Below are 17,590 nucleotides of genomic sequence, written 5' to 3' on the forward strand. Positions count from 1 at the left end.
GTGCCCACTCGGCGTTCGTCAGATCACCACGACCCATATGCCAAGAGTGACAAGACCAGCGCTCACCGTCAGGAGATCTAAGAAACAGCTCCTAGCCCCCGGTCGGGCGCAGGGCCGGGGCGTGGCCTCACGCTAGGCTGAAGGGGTGCGGGGGCGTGCCAGGCCGGCCCCGGCCGTGACAGCTCGTCCCGCATCCCGCGGGTACGCCACGCGCATGGACAGGCATGCGTCCTGATCAGGTGAGGTTCGCGGCAGTGACCGATCCCGTCGACCGCGATGTCGACCTCGTCGATGCCCGCCGGCGCCGGCAGGCGCGCCGCGCGCAGTACCGCGTGGTGGCGGTGATCGCCGCCGGTGGCGCGGCCGGCGCGGGCGCCCGCTACGGTGCCGCGCTGCTGTGGCCGACCCCGGCCGTCTCCTTCCCGTGGACCACGCTGGGCGTCAACGCCTCGGGCTGCCTGCTGATCGGGGTCCTGCTGGTGGCGGTGACCGAGGCGTGGACGGCACCGGCATGGGTGCGGCCGTTCTTCGCCACCGGCGTGCTGGGCGGCTTCACCACCTTCTCCACCTACTGCGCCGACATCGAACGGCTGGTGAGCGGCGGCCGGGCCGGCCCTGCCCTCGGCTACCTCGCGGCGACGGTCGTCGTGGCCATGGCCGCGGTGACGGCCGGCGCCTGGACCACCCGCCGGCTGCTGCGGCCGAAGACGGAAGGCGGCACGCGATGACCCTGTCCGGACGGGCGCTGCGGCTGACGGTTCTCGTCGACGACACCGACACCTGGCACCACCGCCCGCTGTACACCGAGATCGTGCACCGGGCCCACGCCGCCGGGCTGGCCGGGGCGTCGGTCTTCCGCGGCATGGAGGGCTTCGGCGCCGGCAACGTCGTGCACACCACCCGGCTGCTGTCGATGGCCGACGACCTGCCGGTGGCCGTCGTCATCGTCGACGCCGAAGAGAAGATCCGTGCCTTCCTTCCCCAGCTGGACGAACTGCACATCGAGGGCCTGGCCGTCCTGGAGGAGGTCGAGGTCGTGCACTACCGCGGCCGGCAGGCGACGGCATGAACTGGCTGCTGGTCCTGCTCGGCGGCGCGGTCGGCGCGCCGCTGCGTTATCTGACCGACCGGGCCGTGCAGGCCCGCCACGACACCGTCTTCCCCTGGGGGACCTTCGCCGTCAACGTGACCGGCTCCCTGTTCCTCGGGGTGCTGACCGGGGCGGTGCTGGCGGGGGCGGCGGGCCACGACGTGCAACTGCTGGTGGGCACCGGCTTCTGCGGGGCGCTGACCACGTACTCGACGTTCTCGTGGGAGACGCTGCGCCTGGCCGAGTCCGGCGCGGGCCTGCTGGCCGCCGCCAACGTCCTCGCCTCGGTGGTGGCCGGTCTGGGCGCGCTGTTCGTCGGCCTCACGATCGCCCAGGCGGTCTTCGGCACATGAATGACCGGCTGTCGTCCGGCACCGCCTTCGCCGGCTGCGCGCTGGTACTCCCGAGCTGACTCGCACCCCGCAGGTGCGAGCCGCCCGGTCCATGTGATTCCACAAATCCCGTCATATGCCAGCAACCGCCATGGTTGATCCACTAGATATATGACCATGCACAATTTCACACTTCACGCATCCGGGACAGCAGCCGAAAGGCGGACATGGGGATGCTGAGCAGGCGGAGATTCCTCCAGGCCGGCGCCGCGACGGTGCCGGCCATCGCATTGGGCGGCATTGCTCCCCGCGCGGCCCTCGCCGCGACCGTGGAGACCTCGGGGATCGCGCCCGCCGCGCTCGCCGGGTTCGACAGGGTGCTGAAGACCTACATCGTCGAACGAGGCATCTCCTGCGCCCAGCTGGCCATCTCCAAGAACGGCAAGCTCGTGCTCGCCAGGGGCTACCGCTACTCCGACGACGGCAGATCCCTTCCCGCGGTGACGCCCACCTCGCTGTTCCGCATCGCCAGCCTGAGCAAGCACATCACCGCCACGGCGATCATGCGGCTGGCGCAGGACGGCAAGCTCAGCCTGACGGCGTCGATCGCCACCCTGCTGGGTCTGCCGACCGAGGCCGACGCCCGGCTGGCGCAGGTGACGGTGTGGCGGCTGCTGCAGCACACCGGAGGCTGGGACCGCGAAATCTCCGGCGACTACCTCTACATGGACCATCCCATCTCCAAGGCGCTCGGCGTCCCGCTGCCGATCACCCAGGACCACATCATCCGGTACGCCAACAGCCGTCCGCTCGACTTCGCGCCCGGCACGAGGTACGGCTACAGCAACTACGGCTACATGCTGCTCGGGCGGATCATCGAGAAGGCCTCGGGGATGAGCTACGAGTCCTACGTCAGGCAGCGGATCCTTGGGCCCGTCGGCATCACCCGCCTCCGGCTCGGCCGTACCCTCCGATCAGAGGCCGCGCCCGGCGAGGTGATCTACGAGTCCGATGCCACCGCCACGACCGTCGTGGACGCGTCAGGCGCGGTGGTGCCGCGGCCGTACGGCGGGTTCAGCATGACCAACCGCGGGCCCGGCGGCGGATGGCTGGCCTCGGCGGTCGACCTGGTGCGGTTCGCGACGGTGCTCGACGCGCCTGGAGCGGTGCTGAACGCGACCTCCATCAACAGGATGCTCGCCAAGCCGGAGACCGGCCCTACCCCTGACGGGGCCTGGTACGGCGCCGGGTGGTGGGTGCGCGAGGTGCCCGGTCACCTCAACACCTGGCACAACGGATCGCTGCCCGGCACCTACACCTACCTCGCCCGGCTGCAGAACGGCTTCACCTACGCCGCCCTGTTCAACAGGGGCGAGGAGAGCGGGTCACTCGACTTCGACGTGCTCAGCCCGCGGATCAACGCCGAAATCGGCAAGGTGACCAGCTGGCCGACCACGGACCTCAGCTCCCGCTACTTCTAGCGTTCGCGCGGACGCGGCCGGCGGCGAAAGCCACGCGGACATCGGCCGCAGCCGCTCCTCGGCGGCCCGGTGCCGCCGAGGAGCGCGCGCGCTCAGCGGACGCCGTCGGTGCACGTCGCCAGGTCCAGGCCGGAACCTCCGACCTGGCGGCGGCGTGGACCAGCGGTCTCCACGACGGACCGGCCGCGGACGGTCAGACGAGGTTCGTGGGATGCTGCTCCGTCGCTACCGGGGACCCGTTCAGGACGGGTCGGCGGGCGGCTCGATCCTGGCCAGGTGGCCGGTCTCCAGCGCCGCCCACAGGAAGCCGTCGGGCCCCGCGGCGATGCCGTGCGGCTCGGAGGCGGGCGTCGGCAGGTCGTAGGTGGTGATGCGGCCCGCGGCGGTGATGCGGCCGACGCGGTTGCCGCCCCACTCGGTGAACCAGCAGGCGCCGTCGGGGCCCAGCGTGATCGCGTGGGGGCGGGCCGCCCGGTCCGGCAGCGGGAACTCGGCGATGTCGCCGTCGACGGTGATCCTGCCGATCTGCCCGGCGCCGATCTCGACGAACCACAGCGCCCCGTCGCCGCCCCGGGTGATGCCGACGGGCGCCGCCGCCGGCGTGGGCAGCGGGTGGACGGTGATGCCCCCGTCCATCGTGACGCGGCCGACGGCGTTGGCCTGGTTCATCGCGAACCACATCGCGCCGTCGGGCCCCGCGGTGATCGCCGAGGGGAAGGCCCCGGCCACCGGCAGCGGGTACTCGGTGACCGTGCCGTCGGTCGTGATCCGCCCGACCAGGCCGGCGTTGGTGCCGGTGAACCACAGCGCGCCGTCGGGCCCCTGCGCGATCCCGAACGGCCCCGCCTGCCCGGTGGGCAGCGCGAAGGAGCGGGCGTGGCCGTCGACGGTGATCCGGCCGATCGCGTGTCCCTGGTACTCGGTGAACCACAGCGCGCCGTCCGGACCTGGGGTGATCACGGTGGGGCCGGCACCGACCGGATGGGTCGTGAGCGAACCGTCCGCCCCTCTGCGGCCGACGGCGCCCTCGCCGACGAGCGTGTACCAGAGCGCGCCGTCGGGTCCCGCGGTGATCGCGTAGGGGCCCGCGCCCCGCACGGCGAACTCCCTGACCGGATCGTCGATCCACGCGGCGGCCGCGGCGAGCAGGGCGGCGCGGTCGTGGTGGACGTCCACGCGGACGCTGCCGCCCGCGTTCCGCACCGTCTCGGCCGTCGCCGCGGCCCGGTCGGCGGCGGCCACGAGGACCAGCAGGGGTGGCATGCCGTACGGCGGCGCGGACACCGGCGGCGGCGACAGCAGGATCACGCCAGCCGGGGGCGTTCCGAGCAGCGGCAGCGCCTCCAGCGCGACGGTCGCACCGGCCTCCTCCCCCGCCAGGACGATCCTCGAGGCGGGCGTGCCCTCGCCGAGCAGCGCCCGGTAGGCGGCGGCCACGTCGGCCGGCGCGGCGGCGTGCACCTCCACCACGCGTCCGGCCAGGCCGCCGGTGGGCCGCGCGTCGTGGCCGTGGACATAGACGACAGTGCGCACTCTTCCCCCTGTTTCCGATCAAAGACCGAAATGCTACTTGACCACTTGAACCGTATGACGTACGGTACGCCGTACCGAACACTGGAGGAGAACGTCTTGCGAGACAACGACATCCGGCCCTTCCGCCTCGAGATCGCCCAGGCCGACCTGGACGACCTGCGCGAGCGGCTCGACAGGGTCCGCTGGCCCGACGAGGTCCCCGGGCTCGGCTGGCAGTACGGCGTGCCCCTCGACCACCTGCGCGGCCTCGTCGACCACTGGCGCACCGGCTACTCCTGGCGCGCCGCCGAGGCAGAACTGAACGCCCACCCGCAGTTCACCACCGAGATCGACGGCCAGACCATCCACTTCCTCCACGTCCAGTCCGCCGCCCCCGACGCGCTGCCGCTGCTCATCACGCACGGCTGGCCCAGCTCGCCGGTGGAGTACCTGGACGTGATCGAGCGCCTGTCGGCCGACTTCACGCTGGTGATCCCCTCGCTGCCCGGCTACGGCCTGTCCGGACAGACCAGGGAGATCGGCTGGGGCTCCACCCGCATCGCCAAGGCGTGGCTGGAGCTGATGACCAGGCTCGGCCACGAGCGGTTCGGCGTGCAGGGCGGCGACTGGGGCAGCTGGATCTCCCGCGAGGTCGGCGTCCTGGCCCCCGAACGCGTCGTGGGAATGCACGGCAACGGCCTCATCTGCTTCCCGCTGGGCCTGCCGGGCGAGCTCGACGACCTCACCGAGGTCGAGCAGGAGCGGATGGACTTCCGACAGAAGTACATGAGCGAGCAGTACGCCTACAAGCTGATCCAGTCGGCGCGCCCGCAGACCTTCGCCTACGGCATGGCCGACTCCCCCGTCGCCCTGCTGGCCTGGTTCGCGAGCGTCTTCCACGAGTGGAGCGACGGCGGCATCCCGCGCGACCGGCTGCTGACGACCGTCATGCTGTACTGGCTGACGAACACGGCGGGCTCGGCCGCGCGCTCGTTCGTGGAGACGCCGGACACCTCGGAGGACACCTCCGTGGAGTGGGAGCTGAAGCCGGCCACCGTCCCGACAGGCATCTCGGTGTTCCCCAAGGACATCCTTCGGCCGATCCGCCGCTTCGCCGAGCGGGACAACAACGTGGTGAGCTGGGTCGAGCACGAGCGGGGCGGCACGTTCGCCGCCATGGAGCAGCCGGACCGCTACGTCGAGGACGTCCGCGCCTTCTTCCAGGGCCGCTGACCGCCCCAGGGGTCCAGGGCCGCTGACCGTCCCGGTTTTCCGGGCTCGCTCACGCCCCAGCGGTCGGGGGCCGCTCGCACCCCCGCCGCGGCGCACCCGGGCAGCCGCGCTGGACGGTGCCGCGCGCTGACCAAGCAAGCACGGATGAACCTGTCGCCGCCGTCGAGCGGGGCCATGGTGGACAGCCGCCGTCGAGCCGCCGCAGCCTGCGCCGGCTCGGCGGCGGTGGCCACGATCCGGCGCCGTTCGGGATGATCGACGGGGTGGAGGACGCCCGCGGCTCTCTCACTCCGTCTGGTGTGACGGGGTGCTCATGCGCGGCCGGTCAGCGTGGTGGCGTGCGTGAAGGCGTCGAGCAGGCAGGCGGCGAGATCGCGCGCCGCGCTGCCGTCGGGGTCGAGGGCGGGGTTGTAGATCGTCACGTCGAGCGCCGCGGCGCGCGGGTCGGCCAGCAGCGTCCCGGCCAGCACGGCGAACTCCCGCCTGGTGAGCCCGCCGGGCAGGCGGTAGTCGACCGCCGGCATCAGCGCGTCGTCCAGCACGTCGGCGTCGACGTGGAGCAGGAACCGCTCGACGCCCGCGCCGTCCAGATGGGCGAGCGCCCGCCTGGCCGTCTCCTCAGCGCCGAGGTCGCGCGTCCGGGCGAGGGAGACGACGAGGGCGTCGGTGGCGCGCAGCGCGGCGCCGGTGTCCCGCTGCTCGTCCGGGTCGCGGTGGCCGATCAGCGCCGCGGCTCGGCTACGGACGATGGGCGGCGCGCCGTCCATCCTCGGGAGGAGGTCGGTGCCGGGGCCGAACGCCAGGTACAACTCGGAGTCCGACGCCTCACCCGTGGGCGAGTGCTCGGGCGGGTAGAAGTCGGTGTGCGCGTCGAGGAAGACCAGCCCGTGGGATCCCGTGCGGCCGAGCGCGAGCAGGCTGCCGAAGATGACGCTGTCGTCCCCGCCGAGCACCACGGGGAACGCCCCCGCGTCCAGCACGTCCGCCACGACGCCTGCCTGGCGCAGCGCCACGTCGGCGATCGCCTCGGCGTTGAGCAGCCGGCTGGGATGGGTGCGCTCCCACGAGTACGGCGGCGCCTCCACCACCGGCCCGCGACGGGCGCCGAGCGCCTCGGCCAGGCCGGCGTCGAGCAGCGCGCCGCCGAGCCGCTCGACACCGGGGACCAGGCCCAGGTTGGTCCGCACCTGGATGATCACCGGACGCTCCGGGCATGCCATTCCGCCTCCCACCGGGCCCATCTCCCGCCCATCCCCTACCCCGGCCTGCCCACCCTCTCCCCGAGCCGCCCGATCACACCCGACCGTCTGCTCCCGGACCGACCGCCGTGCTATCGGTGGACACCGAGCACACGGTGCCACCCTCGGGCACAAGGTGGACCTCGAGCACAGGGTGACGTTCGAGCACACGGTGGACGGTCACCGTGACCGGGTCGAGCACAAGGTGGACCTCGAGCACAGGGTGACCGTTGGGCCGGTGTGGACGTCGGGCCCATGGTGGACATCGGGCTACCGGTGGCCGTCGGTCAGACGGTAGGCGCCGGGTGGCCGGTGGGCGCAGGGTGGCCGGTGGGCGGGCGCGCCGGAACTGGCATCTGGCCCGGAGAGTGCCGAGCCGGCCTGCGGGCGGGCCGGAGCGGCCATCCGCGCCCTGGTAGACCGCAGGGAACCAGCCCGCGGGCATGCCGGAGCTCCGGAGGCCGGGCCGCGCGAGCCGGGCCGCAGGGGTCATGCGCGCAGCGACTCCAGGAGCCTGGACAGCGCGGCCTGGGTGGCGGCGAGATCGCCCGGGTCCGCCGAGGCGGCCAGCCACAGCGCGGCCTCGTTCATCGCCCCGGACAGCAGCCTGGTCAGCGGCGCCACCGGCTGCTCGACGATCGTGCCTGCGGCCATCAGCGTGGTCAGCGCCTCGGCCAGGTGGCGGGCGGAGGTGGCCTCGTCCAGCGCCCGCCACTCGGCCCAGCCGAGGACGGCGGGCCCGTCGATGAGCATGATCTGCTGCACGTCGGGGTCGGCGCTGGCGGCCAGGAAGGCGTGGCATCCGGCCACGAGCTGCGCCCACGGGTCGTCCTGGGCGTCGGCGGTGGCGGCCACCCGCTCGCCCACCTCCTGCTGCACCTGTTCGAGCACCGCGCGGAACAGTTCGGCCTTGCTGTCGAAATGGTGGTACAGCGCGCCCTTGGTGACGCCCGCCGCGCGGACGATCTCCGCCAGGCCGACGGCGGCGTAGCCCTGGGCCGCGAACAGTCTCCGGCTCTCGCGCAGCAGCGTCCGCCTGGTCTGCTCGCGCTGTGCCGCCCTCTGGCTCCGCGTCGTCATCGCCTCGACCCCTTTGACATACCAACGGTATGCGAACTACCGTACCTCGACATACCGACGGTATGCGAAAGGGGTCCGGCATGAAGGTCAGCAGTTTCTACCCGGTCATCTGCACCACCCGGGTGCAGGAGTCGCGCGACTTCTACACCCGCCTGTTCGGCTTCGAGCTCACCTTCGAGGCGGACTGGTACGTGAGCCTGCGCCGCGACAACCACGAGCTGGCGCTGCTCGACCCGGCCCACCCGACCGTCCCGGCCGGCTTCCGGGGCGTGGCGGCACAGGGCCTGCTGCTCAACGTCGAGGTCGACGACGTCGACGCCGAGTGGGAGCGGCTGGTGGTCCAGGGCGGTCTCCGGCCCGAGCTGGAGCTGCGCTCCGAGGACTTCGGGCAGCGGCACTTCATCGTCGCCGACCCCAACGGCGTGCTCATCGACGTCATCACCCCCATCCCGCCGGTGGGCGAGTACGCCGGCCAGTACGTCAGCTGAGCCGTGGCAGCAGGCCCAGCTCGGCGGCGCTCAGCTCCAGCTCGGCCGCCTGCGCCGAGTCGCGGACGGACGAGGGGCGGCTCGCACCGGGGATCGGGATCACCACCGGCGACAGTGACAGGTGCCAGGCCAGGCACACCCGCTGCGGGCTGACCCCGCGCTCCTTCGCCACGGTGTGGAACGGGGTCTCGCCGGCCGGGTCCGCCTCGTCGAGCGCGCTGCGCGCGATGCCGCCCAGCGGGCTCCACGGCAGGAAGGCGATGCCGAGCTCGGCGCAGAGCCGCAGCTCGGCATCGCTGTCCAGGACGGCGGGCGAGAACCTGTTCTGGACGGAGACCAGGTGCTCGCCGAGCTCGCGGCGGGCCAGCAGGATCTGGCCGGCGTCGACGTTCGACAGCCCGGCCGCCCTGATCTTGCCCGCGTCGAGCAGGTCGCGCAGGGCGCCGACGGACTCGGCGAAGGGCACCCGGGGATCCGGCTTGTGCAGTTGATAGAGCCCGATGGCCTCGACGCCGAGCCGGTGGAGCGACGCCTCGCAGGCCCGCTTGAGATGGCGGGGATCGCCGTTGACCGTCCACGAGCCGTCACCGGGCCGGCCGCGCCCGCCCTTGGTGGCGATGAGCACGTCCCGGCCGCGGGTGGCGCGGGCCAGCAGGCGCTCGTTGTGGCCGGCCTCGCCGGCGTGCCAGTGGTAGGAGTCGGCGGTGTCGAAGAGCGTTACGCCGGCGTCCAGGGCCGCGTGGACGGTGGCGATCGCACGTTCCTCGTCCGGACGGCCCTCGACGGACAGCGGCATCGCGCCCATGCCGACGGCGCCGACCTCGAAGTCCCCGATCAGCCGCCGGCGCATGCCGCAGCCTTCTCGACACTCGTCGTGACGGCCCGTTCGATGACGCCCGGCAGCCAGTCGGCCACGTGGGAGAAGGCGAACCCCAGGCGGGCGGCGCGGCCGGTGTCCATGGTGAAGGCCCGCTCGAAGGAGTACGGCGAGACCTCCCCGGCCGCGGCGCCGGCGACTCGGGTGAAGGCGGGGGCGGCGGAGGTGGCCGTGCCGATCGCCGCGCACAGCTCCCACACGTCCAGCTCGCCGTGCGAGGCGGCGTTGACGGGGCCGGTGAAGTCGGCGCCCGCGGCCCATGCCAGGAAACGGGCGATCTCGGCCTCGTGGACGAACGACGAGGCGCCGGGGTTCTCGTGCACGGTCACCGGCAGGCCGGCGCGGATCCGCCGGACGTAGTGCTCCAGGCGGCCGGTGAAGTCGGCGCCGCCGAGCACGTGGCCGCTGCGCACGCTGACGAAGGCGAAGTCCGGCTGCGCGGCCAGCACCGCCTCGGCCTGGCGCTTGGCGGGGCCGTACCCGGTGGCGGGTGGCCCCTGCTCGGCGAGGTCGACCGCGTCCTCGGCGAACGGCGCGCCGTCGAGGCCCGCGTAGACCTCGATGGTGGAGGTCATCACGTAGCGCGCCGTACGGCCGGCGAAGACCCGGGCGGCGATCTCCGCCTGGGCCGGCGTGTAGCAGATCTGGTCGATGACGGCCGCGAAGCTCCGGCCCGCCAGCGCGCGGCGCAGCGCCGCCTCGTCGTCCCTGTCGGCCACCAGGTGGGTCACGCCCTCGGGCGCGGGCGCCGATCCCCTGTTGACCACGGTGACGGCCACTCCCTGGGCGTGGAGGCTCTCGACCAGGCGCCTGCCGAAGTACCGGCTGCCGCCGATGACGCACAACTCGTTCATGCGAGCCAGCGTGCCCGCCCTATAGTCATCACCGGTAGTGGCGACTCGCTTAACCAGTCATAAGGAGAGCTGTTGATCGACGTGCACCGGCTCGGGATCCTGCGCGAGGTGGCGGGCCACGGCAGCTTCAACCGCGCCGCGACCGCGCTGCGCCTGACGCCCTCGGCGGTCTCCCAGCAGATCGCCGCGCTCGAACGCACGCTCGGCACCCAGGTGGTCGAGCGCAGCACCCGCGGCGTCACCCTCACCGAGCCAGGCCGCCTGCTGGTGGCGGCGGCCGAGGCCATCGCCGCCGAGCTGAGCGACGCCCAGCAGCGCATCGACCGGCTGGCGGCGGGCCGTGCCCAGCTCACGATCGCCTCCTTCGCCAGCGGCGGCCGTCCCCTGCTGCCGCCCGCGCTGGCCCGGCTGGCCGCCGACCATCCCGGCGTCGAGCTGACGATCCTCGAGCGCGAGCCGGAGGACAGCCTCCCGCTCGTCCGCCAGGGCCGCGCCGACCTGGCCCTGGCCTACCACTTCGACGGGCCGCCCCCGGCCAGGCCGGGCGACCGTTCGGGCATGGACTGGACGCCGCTGCGGCCCGATCCGTTCCGCGTCGTCCTGCCCCGCGCCCACCGCCTGGCCGGGCGCGCGGCCGTGCACCTGGCCGAGCTGTCGGGCGAGCGCTGGGTGCTGGGCTGCCTGAAGACCGTGGACCTGCTGCGGCACTACAGCGAGCTGGCCGGCTTCGAGCTGCGCGTCTCGTGCAGCGCCACCGACTACTTCTTCGCCCAGTCGCTGGTCACCGCCGGGGTCGGCGTGGCCCTGATCCCCGAGATCGCGCTGCTGCCCTCGCCCGAGCTGGTGGCGATCCCGCTGGAGGCGCCCAGCCCGTCCCGTTTCATCGGCCTCGCCACCTCGCGGCGTGACCGGGGGGCGGCGCAGCCGTACGTCGACCTCCTGGTCGAGCTGCTGCGCCGGCCGCCCGCCGCGACCTTGGTGCCCGCGGGCCCCGCCGCGGCGCCACGCCCCTGGGCTTCAGTCTGACCCGTCGCCTGACCGCCGTGAGGTCGGGGGTGTCGAGGCCGGCCTGGAGTGTCCGCGCGTCCCCCAGGAGCAGGAACCGGATGAGGAAGCCGGGCACGATGCGCAGAAGCGTGGCGCCGGCGGTGGCCGGCAGGCGTCCGTGCCGCCGCATGCGCGCGGCCAGCGTCACCAGGCCGGCGCGGAGGCCGGCCATGGGACCGGGCTCAGGACGGGCGAGGGGCGCGGCGGTCCTTGCGCTGCTCGAGTTCCTCGTCGTCGACCAGGACGAGCATGGGCTTGCCGGGCTCGCACAGCATGGTGACGATGAAGCGGAGCGGGATGTCGGCGCGGTTGTTGCCGTCCTGGTAGTGGATGACGTCTCCGCCCGGCTCCCAGAACGCCTCGCCGGCGCGGACGACCCGCTCTGGCTCGCCTTCCAGTTCCAGCAGCATCTCGCCGTCCAGGACGTAACCGAACGCGGGGCCGGGATGCCGGTGCGGCGGCGCCCCCGGGTCGCCGGGCGGATACTCGACGATCACGGTCATCACGTTCGCCCCGTCGGGGATGAACGGCGGCTCGGCCTCCTGCAGCACGGTGAGCGCCGTCTGCCACGCGGTTGATCTCGATATGGACATGGAAGAGCCTTTCGCTGATCTACTTTCCGGTGGCGGTCCGGTCGAGCCAGTCGCGGTATCTGGTCTGACCGAGGGTGGCGCCCTCCCCTGGCACCAGCGTCCGCTCGCCCGGCACGCTGCCGAAGTAGCGCGCCTGCGGGTCGGTGACCACCTCGCGCGAGTCGCCCCAGGCGGCCAGGGCCTCGCGGAAGAACTCGTCCATCCGGAACTGCTCGGGCCCGGCCACCTCCACCCTGCCGTTCAGCGGCGACCCCACCGCGACCCGGCCGACCGCCTGGGCGACGTCGTCACCCGCGATGGGCTGGAAGCGCACCGGCGCCACGTGCACCTGGCGATCGACCGTGGCCTCGTCGGCGATGCTGCGGACGAACTCGAAGAACTGCGTCGCGTGCACGAGCGAGAACGGGATCGGGGAGTTCTCGATCAGCCTCTCCTGGGCGATCTTCGCCGCGAAGTAGTCGTTGTCCGGCATCCGCTGGGTGCCCACGACCGACAACGCGACGTGGTGACCCACGCCCGCCGCCGCCTCCGCCGCGAGCAGGTTGCCGGTGGAGGTCTCGAAGAACTCCAGCACCGCGGCCCTCTCGAACGACGGCGAGTTCGACACGTCGACCACCGTGGACGCGCCGGTCAGCACCTCGGCCAGCCCTTCGCCGGTGAGGGTGTCGACTCCGGTGTCCGGCGCGGCGGCCACCGCCTCGTGCCCGTGCTCTGCCAGCTTCGTCACGAGCTTCGAGCCGATCAGCCCGGTCCCGCCGATTACCACGATCTTCATAACGAACCTTCCCTGCCGCCGGGGCACTCGGTCGCCCTCGGTCGCCGGTCACGACAGGACAGCCCCCAGGGTTTGTGACCGCTACCGCGCTGTTCAATCGGCATCGGTCAAGATCTCTTCTCTGCGCGTGCCCGCTGACCTGCGCGTTCGTCACGGACCAGGTCGGCGCGGCCCCACCCGGTGCGGCTTCGTGGGCGGGCCGGTCTCCGTGTGGGTCCGCCTCCTGACCTGTCTTCGAGGAGGCGGAATCCTGGAGCTACAGGTGGGAACCTTGCTCAGACGTGGCGGACACAGCGGTGATCTTGGTCGGGTTCATCATCCACAACACCTGCTCGATGCCCTGGGCCGAGGCGGTCACCGTCAGGACGGCGAACACCTGGCCGTCGCGGCTCAGCAGGGCGGAGGTCTGCCCGTTCGTGCTCGCCCACGCCACGTCGACCCCTGTCCAGAAGTGACCCGCGAACGCCCTGACGTACTTGGCCACCCGAGACGCGCCCACCACGGGGAAACGGGAGGCGCGTACGGCGCCGCCGCCGTCGGAGTAGCTGGTCACGTCCGCTGCGAAGAGCTCTTCCAACGCGGTCAGGTCGCCGGAGCGGGCGGCGGCGACGAAGGCCTTCAGCAGCCTGCGCTGCTCGCCCGTGGTCACAGGCGTGCGACGCTCGACCACCACCCGCTTGCGGGCCCTGCTGACCAGTTGGCGGACGGCCGCCTCGTTGAGCTGGACGATCTCGGCTATCTGCCGGTAGGGGTAGTCGAACGCCTCCCGCAGAACGTACGCGGCGCGTTCGGTGGGAGACAGCCGCTCCAGGAGCAGCAGGACCGCGAGCTCCAGCGCCTCGCCTCGCTCCGCGCCGAGGTGCGGGTCCGCGCCGGTGTCGACCGGCTCGGGCAGCCATGGGCCGAGGTAGGTCTCGCGGCGGACGCGTGCGGACCGGGCGGCGTTGATGGCCAGCCGCGTGGTCGTCGTGGCCAGGAACGCGGCGGGATGGCCGACCGTGGCACGGTCGTAGCTCTGCCAGCGCAGCCAGACGTCCTGCACGAGATCCTCGGCTTCGGTGACGCTGGACAGCATCCGGTACGCGATCCCGAACAGCCGTGGCCGCACACTGTCGAAGACCGCCGCGGCCTGTTCGAGATCCCGCGCGTCAGCCGCTTCGCCGTCCGCCATCGCCGCTCCCCCATCCTGGACCGCCACCTGCCGCCTCTCCGTCGAGCACCCAGGACGGTTCGCCGGCGGCGCGCCTGCGAGGAACGGGGTGCGGGACGCACGGGTGCGGGGCCGTGGCCGTGCGCCTCGCACACCCGCGACGGCCCGCCACCGCATACGGTGCCACCATGACATATCGCGTCGCCATGGACATCGGCGGCACCTTCACCGACGTGGTCTGCTACGACGAGCAGAGCGGTGCGGTGCTGGCCTCGAAGGCGCCGACCACCCCCGGGGACCTGGCCGAGGGCGTCTTCGCCGCGCTCGGCCGGGTGGTCGACGACCCGTCCCTCATCTCCTTCTTCGTGCACGGCACCACGCAGGGTCTCAACGCACTCCTCGAACGCAAGGGCGCCAGGGTGCTGCTGCTGACCAGCGAGGGCGCGCGCGACGTCTACCAGATCGCCCGCGGCAACCGCGACCGCATGTTCGAGCTGCGTTACCGCAAACCGGCCCCGCTGGTCCCCCGCGGCGACGTCATGGAGGCGGCCGGCCGGCTCGACTGGCGCGGCGAGGAGCTGCAGCCGCTCGACGAGCAGGCCGTACGGCGGGCCGCCCACCGCGCGAAGGCGGAGGGGTTCGACGCGATCGCCGTCACGCTGCTGTTCTCCTACGTGAACCCGGCGCACGAGATCCGGGCGGGCGAGATCCTCCGGCAGGAGCTCGGCGACGAGGTGCTGGTCGTGCTCAGCCACGAGGTGGCCAGGGAGTGGCGGGAGTACGAGCGCACCTCCTCGGCGGTCCTGGAGGCCTACACGGGTCCTGTCGTGCGCCGCTACCTGTCGCGGATCGAGCAGCGCTTCGCCGAGCGCGGGCTGGCCGTACCGGTGCACGTGATGCAGTCGTCGGGCGGCCTGGTCAACGCCGGATACGCGATGAGACGACCACTGCAGACCCTGCTGTCGGGGCCCGTCGGCGGCACCATGGGCGGGGTGGCCGCGGCCCGCCTGCTCGGCCGCGACAACGCCATCTGCGTCGACATGGGCGGCACCTCCTTCGACGTCTCCCTCGTCGTCAACGGGCGCCCCGACGTCAGCGCCGAGGCCAGGATCGAGGGCTTCCCTGTCCTGATGCCGATCGTGAACCTGCACACCATCGGCGCGGGCGGCGGCTCGATCGCCTACACGGAGGCGGGCGCGCTGCGCGTCGGACCGCAGTCGGCGGGAGCCGTACCGGGGCCGGCCTGCTACGGCAGGGGCGGCACGCAGCCGACGGTGACCGACGCCAACGTGGTGCTGGGCCGCGTCGACCCGGCCTGGTTCGCCGGCGGCCTGATGCGGCTGGACGTCGAGGCGGCGGGGACGGCCGTCGCCACGCTCGCCGAGACGCTCGACATGGATCCGCTGCAGCTGGCCGAGGGCATCTGCGACGTGGCCAACGCCAAGATGGCCCAGGCCATCCGCACCCTCACGGTCGAGCACGGGGTGGAGCCGCGCGAGTTCGCGCTGGTGGCCTTCGGCGGCGCGGGCGCCATGCACGCCGTCTTCATCGCGCGCGAGCTCGGCATCGGCGAGGTCGTCGTGCCGCGCTTCCCCGGTGCCTTCTCCGCGTGGGGGATGCTGGAGGCCGACGTGCGGCGCGACCTGACGCACCCGTACTTCCGCCCGCAGGACGACCTCGACGGCGGCGACATGGCCGCCCGGCTGGCCGACCTGGAACGCGACGCGCTGGCCGCGCTCGACGGCCAGGGCGTGCCGTCCGGGCGGCGGCGGGTCGAGCACGCGGTCGACATGCGCTACGAGGGCCAGGACTACACCCTCACCATCCCGCTGCGAGACGCCGCCGAGCCCGCCACGCCCGGCTTCCTGCGGGCCGTCGCCGAGCGCTACGCCGAGGCCCACGTCAGCAGGTACGGCCACGCCACCCCCGAGGCGCCGGTCGAGTTCGTCATGCTGCGCAGCACCGGCTTCGGCACCTTCCCCAGGACGGCGACGGCGCCGCCGGCCGGCGAGACGCACCCGCCCGCCGTACGGGATGTGATCTTCGACGGCCGGGTGCACCGCACGCCCGTGCTGCGCAGGAGCGCCCTGGACGGCGAGATCGAGGGCCCCGCCATCGTGGTGGAGGAGACCGCGACCACCGTCATCCCGCCCGGCTGCCTGGCCGCCGTGGACGCCAACGGATTCCTGATCATCAAGGTGACCTCATGATCGACCCCGTGACCACAGAGATCATCCGCTGCGCGCTCCTGCAGGCGGCGGAGGACATGAACACCACGCTCATCCGCTCCTCCTACACGCCGGTCATCTACGAGGCCAAGGACTGCGCCGTCGCGCTGCTCGACCGCGACCACAACGTCCTCGGCCAGTCGAGCGGCCTGCCGATCTTCCTCGGCAACCTGGAGGTCTGCACGCGCGAGACGGAGCGTCTGATCGGCAGGGACGTCTGGCAGGAGGGTGACGTCTGGGTGCTCAACGACTCCTACACCGGCGGCACCCACCTCAACGACGTCACCGTCTACGGCCCGATCTTCGTCGACGGGGAGCTGGCCGGGTTCGCGGCCTCCAGGGCGCACTGGCTCGACATGGGTTCCAAGGACCCCGGCGGCTCCATGGACTCCACCTCGATCTTCCAGGAGGGCCTGCGCATGGGCCCGACGAAGATCTACGACAACGGCCGGCCGTGCCGCGACCTGCACGAGGTCATCGCCCGCAACGTGCGCTTCCCGCACGCCACGCTGGGCGACATGCGCGCCCAGGTCGCCTGCGCGATGACCGGGCAGCGCCGCCTGGCCGAGATCGTCGGGCGCTGGGGCATCGAGACCGTCATGGCGGCCCGCGACGAGATCTTCGCCCAGACCGAGCGCCTCGAGCGGCAGGCCATCGCCGCCATCCCCGACGGCACCTACACCGCGGGCGGCTTCCTCGACAACGACGGCATTGACCTGGACACCCCGCTGCCGGTCAACGTCACCGTCACCGTCGAGGGCGAGCGCGTCCACGTCGACCTCACCGACTGCGCCGACCAGGCGACCGGCCCGGTCAACTGCGGGGCGGCCCAGGCCGTCGCCGCCGTCAGGGTCGCCTACAAGCTCCTCGTCAGCGCCGACGTGCCGCTCAACGGCGGCTCCTTCCGCCCACTCGACGTCGTCACCAGGCCCGGCTCCATGCTGGCCGCCCAGTCACCTGCTGCCTGCCAGTACTACTACTCCCACCTCGGCCTGCTCATCGACCTGGTCGTCAAGGCGCTGGCGCCGGTCGTGCCCGACCGGGCGGCCGCCGCCTCCTACGGCGACTCGCTCATCGTCCAGTTCACCGGCACCGACCCGCGCACCGGCAAGCTGTACGTCTCCCAGGAGGCCACCGTCGGCGGCTGGGGCGCGTGGGAGGGCGGCGACGGCGAGACGTGCCTGATCAACAACGTGAACGGCGCGCTGCGCGACATGCCGATCGAGGTGCTCGAGACGCTCTTCCCCGTCCGCGTCACCCGCTACGAGGTCCGTCCAGACACCGGCGGGCTGGGACAGTGGCGCGGCGGCAACGGCGTCGTCCGCGAGTACGAGTTCATCGGCGACACCTCCCTGTCGCTGTGGTTCGAGCGCTCCGTCACCCCCGCCTGGGGCCTGGCCGGCGGTACGGCCGGCGCGCCGCCCCGCGTCACGCTCAACCCCGGCTCCCCGCGGCAGCGCGAGATGCTCAAGGTCAACGCCCTGCCGGTGCGGGCGGGCGACGTCCTGCGCTGCGAGTCGGGCGGCGGCGGCGGGTACGGCCCCGCCGAGCTGCGCGACCCCGAGGCCGCCGCCGACGACCTCGCCCAGGGCATGGTGACGCGCTAGCGAAG

General features: G+C 72.7%; 17 protein-coding genes. 9 read left to right on the top strand and 8 right to left on the bottom strand.

Annotated features, from left to right (window positions below; genetic code table 11):
• Positions 1-254 precede the first annotated feature (254 nt).
• The 4 genes from ACWDLG_RS27095 to ACWDLG_RS27110 all read left to right on the top strand — a co-directional run bounded on the left by ACWDLG_RS27095 (position 255) and on the right by ACWDLG_RS27110 (position 2,903).
• A complete protein-coding gene (locus ACWDLG_RS27095; RefSeq protein WP_449924948.1) occupies positions 255-728 on the top strand; it encodes a fluoride efflux transporter FluC in 474 nt (157 codons plus the stop codon).
• Positions 725-1,069 (top strand): DUF190 domain-containing protein, encoded by a 345-nt coding sequence (locus ACWDLG_RS27100; protein WP_449924951.1) that lies wholly within the window; start codon positions 725-727, stop codon positions 1,067-1,069. The genes ACWDLG_RS27095 and ACWDLG_RS27100 overlap by 4 nt, the downstream gene beginning before the upstream one ends.
• The gene (crcB, locus tag ACWDLG_RS27105) at positions 1,066-1,443 is read left to right on the top strand and encodes a fluoride efflux transporter CrcB (RefSeq protein WP_449924953.1); all 378 of its coding nucleotides are present in this window, start codon (positions 1,066-1,068) and stop codon (positions 1,441-1,443) included. Before ACWDLG_RS27100 ends, crcB begins: the two co-directional genes overlap by 4 nt.
• 206 nt (positions 1,444-1,649) lie before the next feature.
• A complete protein-coding gene (locus ACWDLG_RS27110; protein WP_449924956.1) occupies positions 1,650-2,903 on the top strand; it encodes a serine hydrolase domain-containing protein in 1,254 nt (417 codons plus the stop codon).
• 240 nt (positions 2,904-3,143) lie between these two features.
• On the opposite strand, the gene ACWDLG_RS27115 is transcribed toward ACWDLG_RS27110, so the two are convergent.
• On the bottom strand, positions 3,144-4,436 hold the full coding sequence (locus tag ACWDLG_RS27115; protein WP_449924959.1) for a virginiamycin B lyase family protein: 1,293 nt from the start codon (positions 4,434-4,436) through the stop codon (positions 3,144-3,146).
• Positions 4,437-4,532: 96 nt separating this feature from the next.
• Between ACWDLG_RS27115 and ACWDLG_RS27120 the strand changes: the two genes are divergently transcribed.
• Positions 4,533-5,648: an epoxide hydrolase family protein gene (locus ACWDLG_RS27120; protein ID WP_449924962.1), complete on the top strand. Its 1,116-nt coding sequence runs from the start codon at positions 4,533-4,535 to the stop codon at positions 5,646-5,648.
• Between the two features lie 311 nt (positions 5,649-5,959).
• On the opposite strand, the gene ACWDLG_RS27125 is transcribed toward ACWDLG_RS27120, so the two are convergent.
• Both ACWDLG_RS27125 and ACWDLG_RS27130 read right to left on the bottom strand, forming a co-directional pair.
• Positions 5,960-6,868: an arginase family protein gene (locus ACWDLG_RS27125; protein WP_449924965.1), complete on the bottom strand. Its 909-nt coding sequence runs from the start codon at positions 6,866-6,868 to the stop codon at positions 5,960-5,962.
• Positions 6,869-7,375: 507 nt separating this feature from the next.
• Positions 7,376-7,966 carry a TetR/AcrR family transcriptional regulator gene (locus tag ACWDLG_RS27130; RefSeq protein WP_449924968.1) on the bottom strand — a complete coding sequence of 197 codons (591 nt, stop codon included), beginning with the start codon at positions 7,964-7,966 and terminating at the stop codon, positions 7,376-7,378.
• A gap of 80 nt (positions 7,967-8,046) precedes the next feature.
• Between ACWDLG_RS27130 and ACWDLG_RS27135 the strand changes: the two genes are divergently transcribed.
• Positions 8,047-8,454, top strand: coding sequence for a VOC family protein (locus tag ACWDLG_RS27135; protein WP_449924971.1), 408 nt, complete (start codon positions 8,047-8,049; stop codon positions 8,452-8,454).
• Here the strand turns inward: ACWDLG_RS27135 and ACWDLG_RS27140 are convergent.
• Both ACWDLG_RS27140 and ACWDLG_RS27145 read right to left on the bottom strand, forming a co-directional pair.
• Complete coding sequence (locus tag ACWDLG_RS27140; RefSeq protein WP_449924974.1) at positions 8,447-9,304, bottom strand: aldo/keto reductase; 858 nt, start codon at positions 9,302-9,304, stop codon at positions 8,447-8,449. The two genes, ACWDLG_RS27135 and ACWDLG_RS27140, sit on opposite strands and share 8 nt — an antisense overlap.
• Positions 9,289-10,185: an NAD-dependent epimerase/dehydratase family protein gene (locus tag ACWDLG_RS27145; protein ID WP_449924976.1), complete on the bottom strand. Its 897-nt coding sequence runs from the start codon at positions 10,183-10,185 to the stop codon at positions 9,289-9,291. Before ACWDLG_RS27145 ends, ACWDLG_RS27140 begins: the two co-directional genes overlap by 16 nt.
• Before the next feature lie 81 nt (positions 10,186-10,266).
• Between ACWDLG_RS27145 and ACWDLG_RS27150 the strand changes: the two genes are divergently transcribed.
• Complete coding sequence (locus ACWDLG_RS27150; RefSeq protein WP_449925800.1) at positions 10,267-11,211, top strand: LysR substrate-binding domain-containing protein; 945 nt, start codon at positions 10,267-10,269, stop codon at positions 11,209-11,211.
• Between the two features lie 203 nt (positions 11,212-11,414).
• On the opposite strand, the gene ACWDLG_RS27155 is transcribed toward ACWDLG_RS27150, so the two are convergent.
• The 3 genes from ACWDLG_RS27155 to ACWDLG_RS27165 form a co-directional block, all read right to left on the bottom strand.
• Complete coding sequence (locus ACWDLG_RS27155; protein WP_449924979.1) at positions 11,415-11,825, bottom strand: cupin domain-containing protein; 411 nt, start codon at positions 11,823-11,825, stop codon at positions 11,415-11,417.
• 19 nt (positions 11,826-11,844) lie between these two features.
• The gene (locus ACWDLG_RS27160) at positions 11,845-12,600 is read right to left on the bottom strand and encodes an SDR family oxidoreductase (RefSeq protein ID WP_449924981.1); all 756 of its coding nucleotides are present in this window, start codon (positions 12,598-12,600) and stop codon (positions 11,845-11,847) included.
• A 256-nt stretch (positions 12,601-12,856) separates the two neighbouring features.
• On the bottom strand, positions 12,857-13,771 hold the full coding sequence (locus ACWDLG_RS27165) for an RNA polymerase sigma-70 factor (RefSeq protein WP_449924984.1): 915 nt from the start codon (positions 13,769-13,771) through the stop codon (positions 12,857-12,859).
• Between the two features lie 167 nt (positions 13,772-13,938).
• On the opposite strand from ACWDLG_RS27165, the gene ACWDLG_RS27170 reads away from it, so the two are divergent.
• Together ACWDLG_RS27170 and ACWDLG_RS27175 are read left to right on the top strand one after the other, a co-directional pair.
• On the top strand, positions 13,939-15,960 hold the full coding sequence (locus ACWDLG_RS27170; protein ID WP_449924987.1) for a hydantoinase/oxoprolinase family protein: 2,022 nt from the start codon (positions 13,939-13,941) through the stop codon (positions 15,958-15,960).
• Positions 15,957-17,585 (top strand): hydantoinase B/oxoprolinase family protein, encoded by a 1,629-nt coding sequence (locus ACWDLG_RS27175; protein ID WP_449924990.1) that lies wholly within the window; start codon positions 15,957-15,959, stop codon positions 17,583-17,585. Before ACWDLG_RS27170 ends, ACWDLG_RS27175 begins: the two co-directional genes overlap by 4 nt.
• Positions 17,586-17,590: the final 5 nt, after the last annotated feature.

The organism is Nonomuraea sp. NPDC003727, assembly GCF_053586935.1.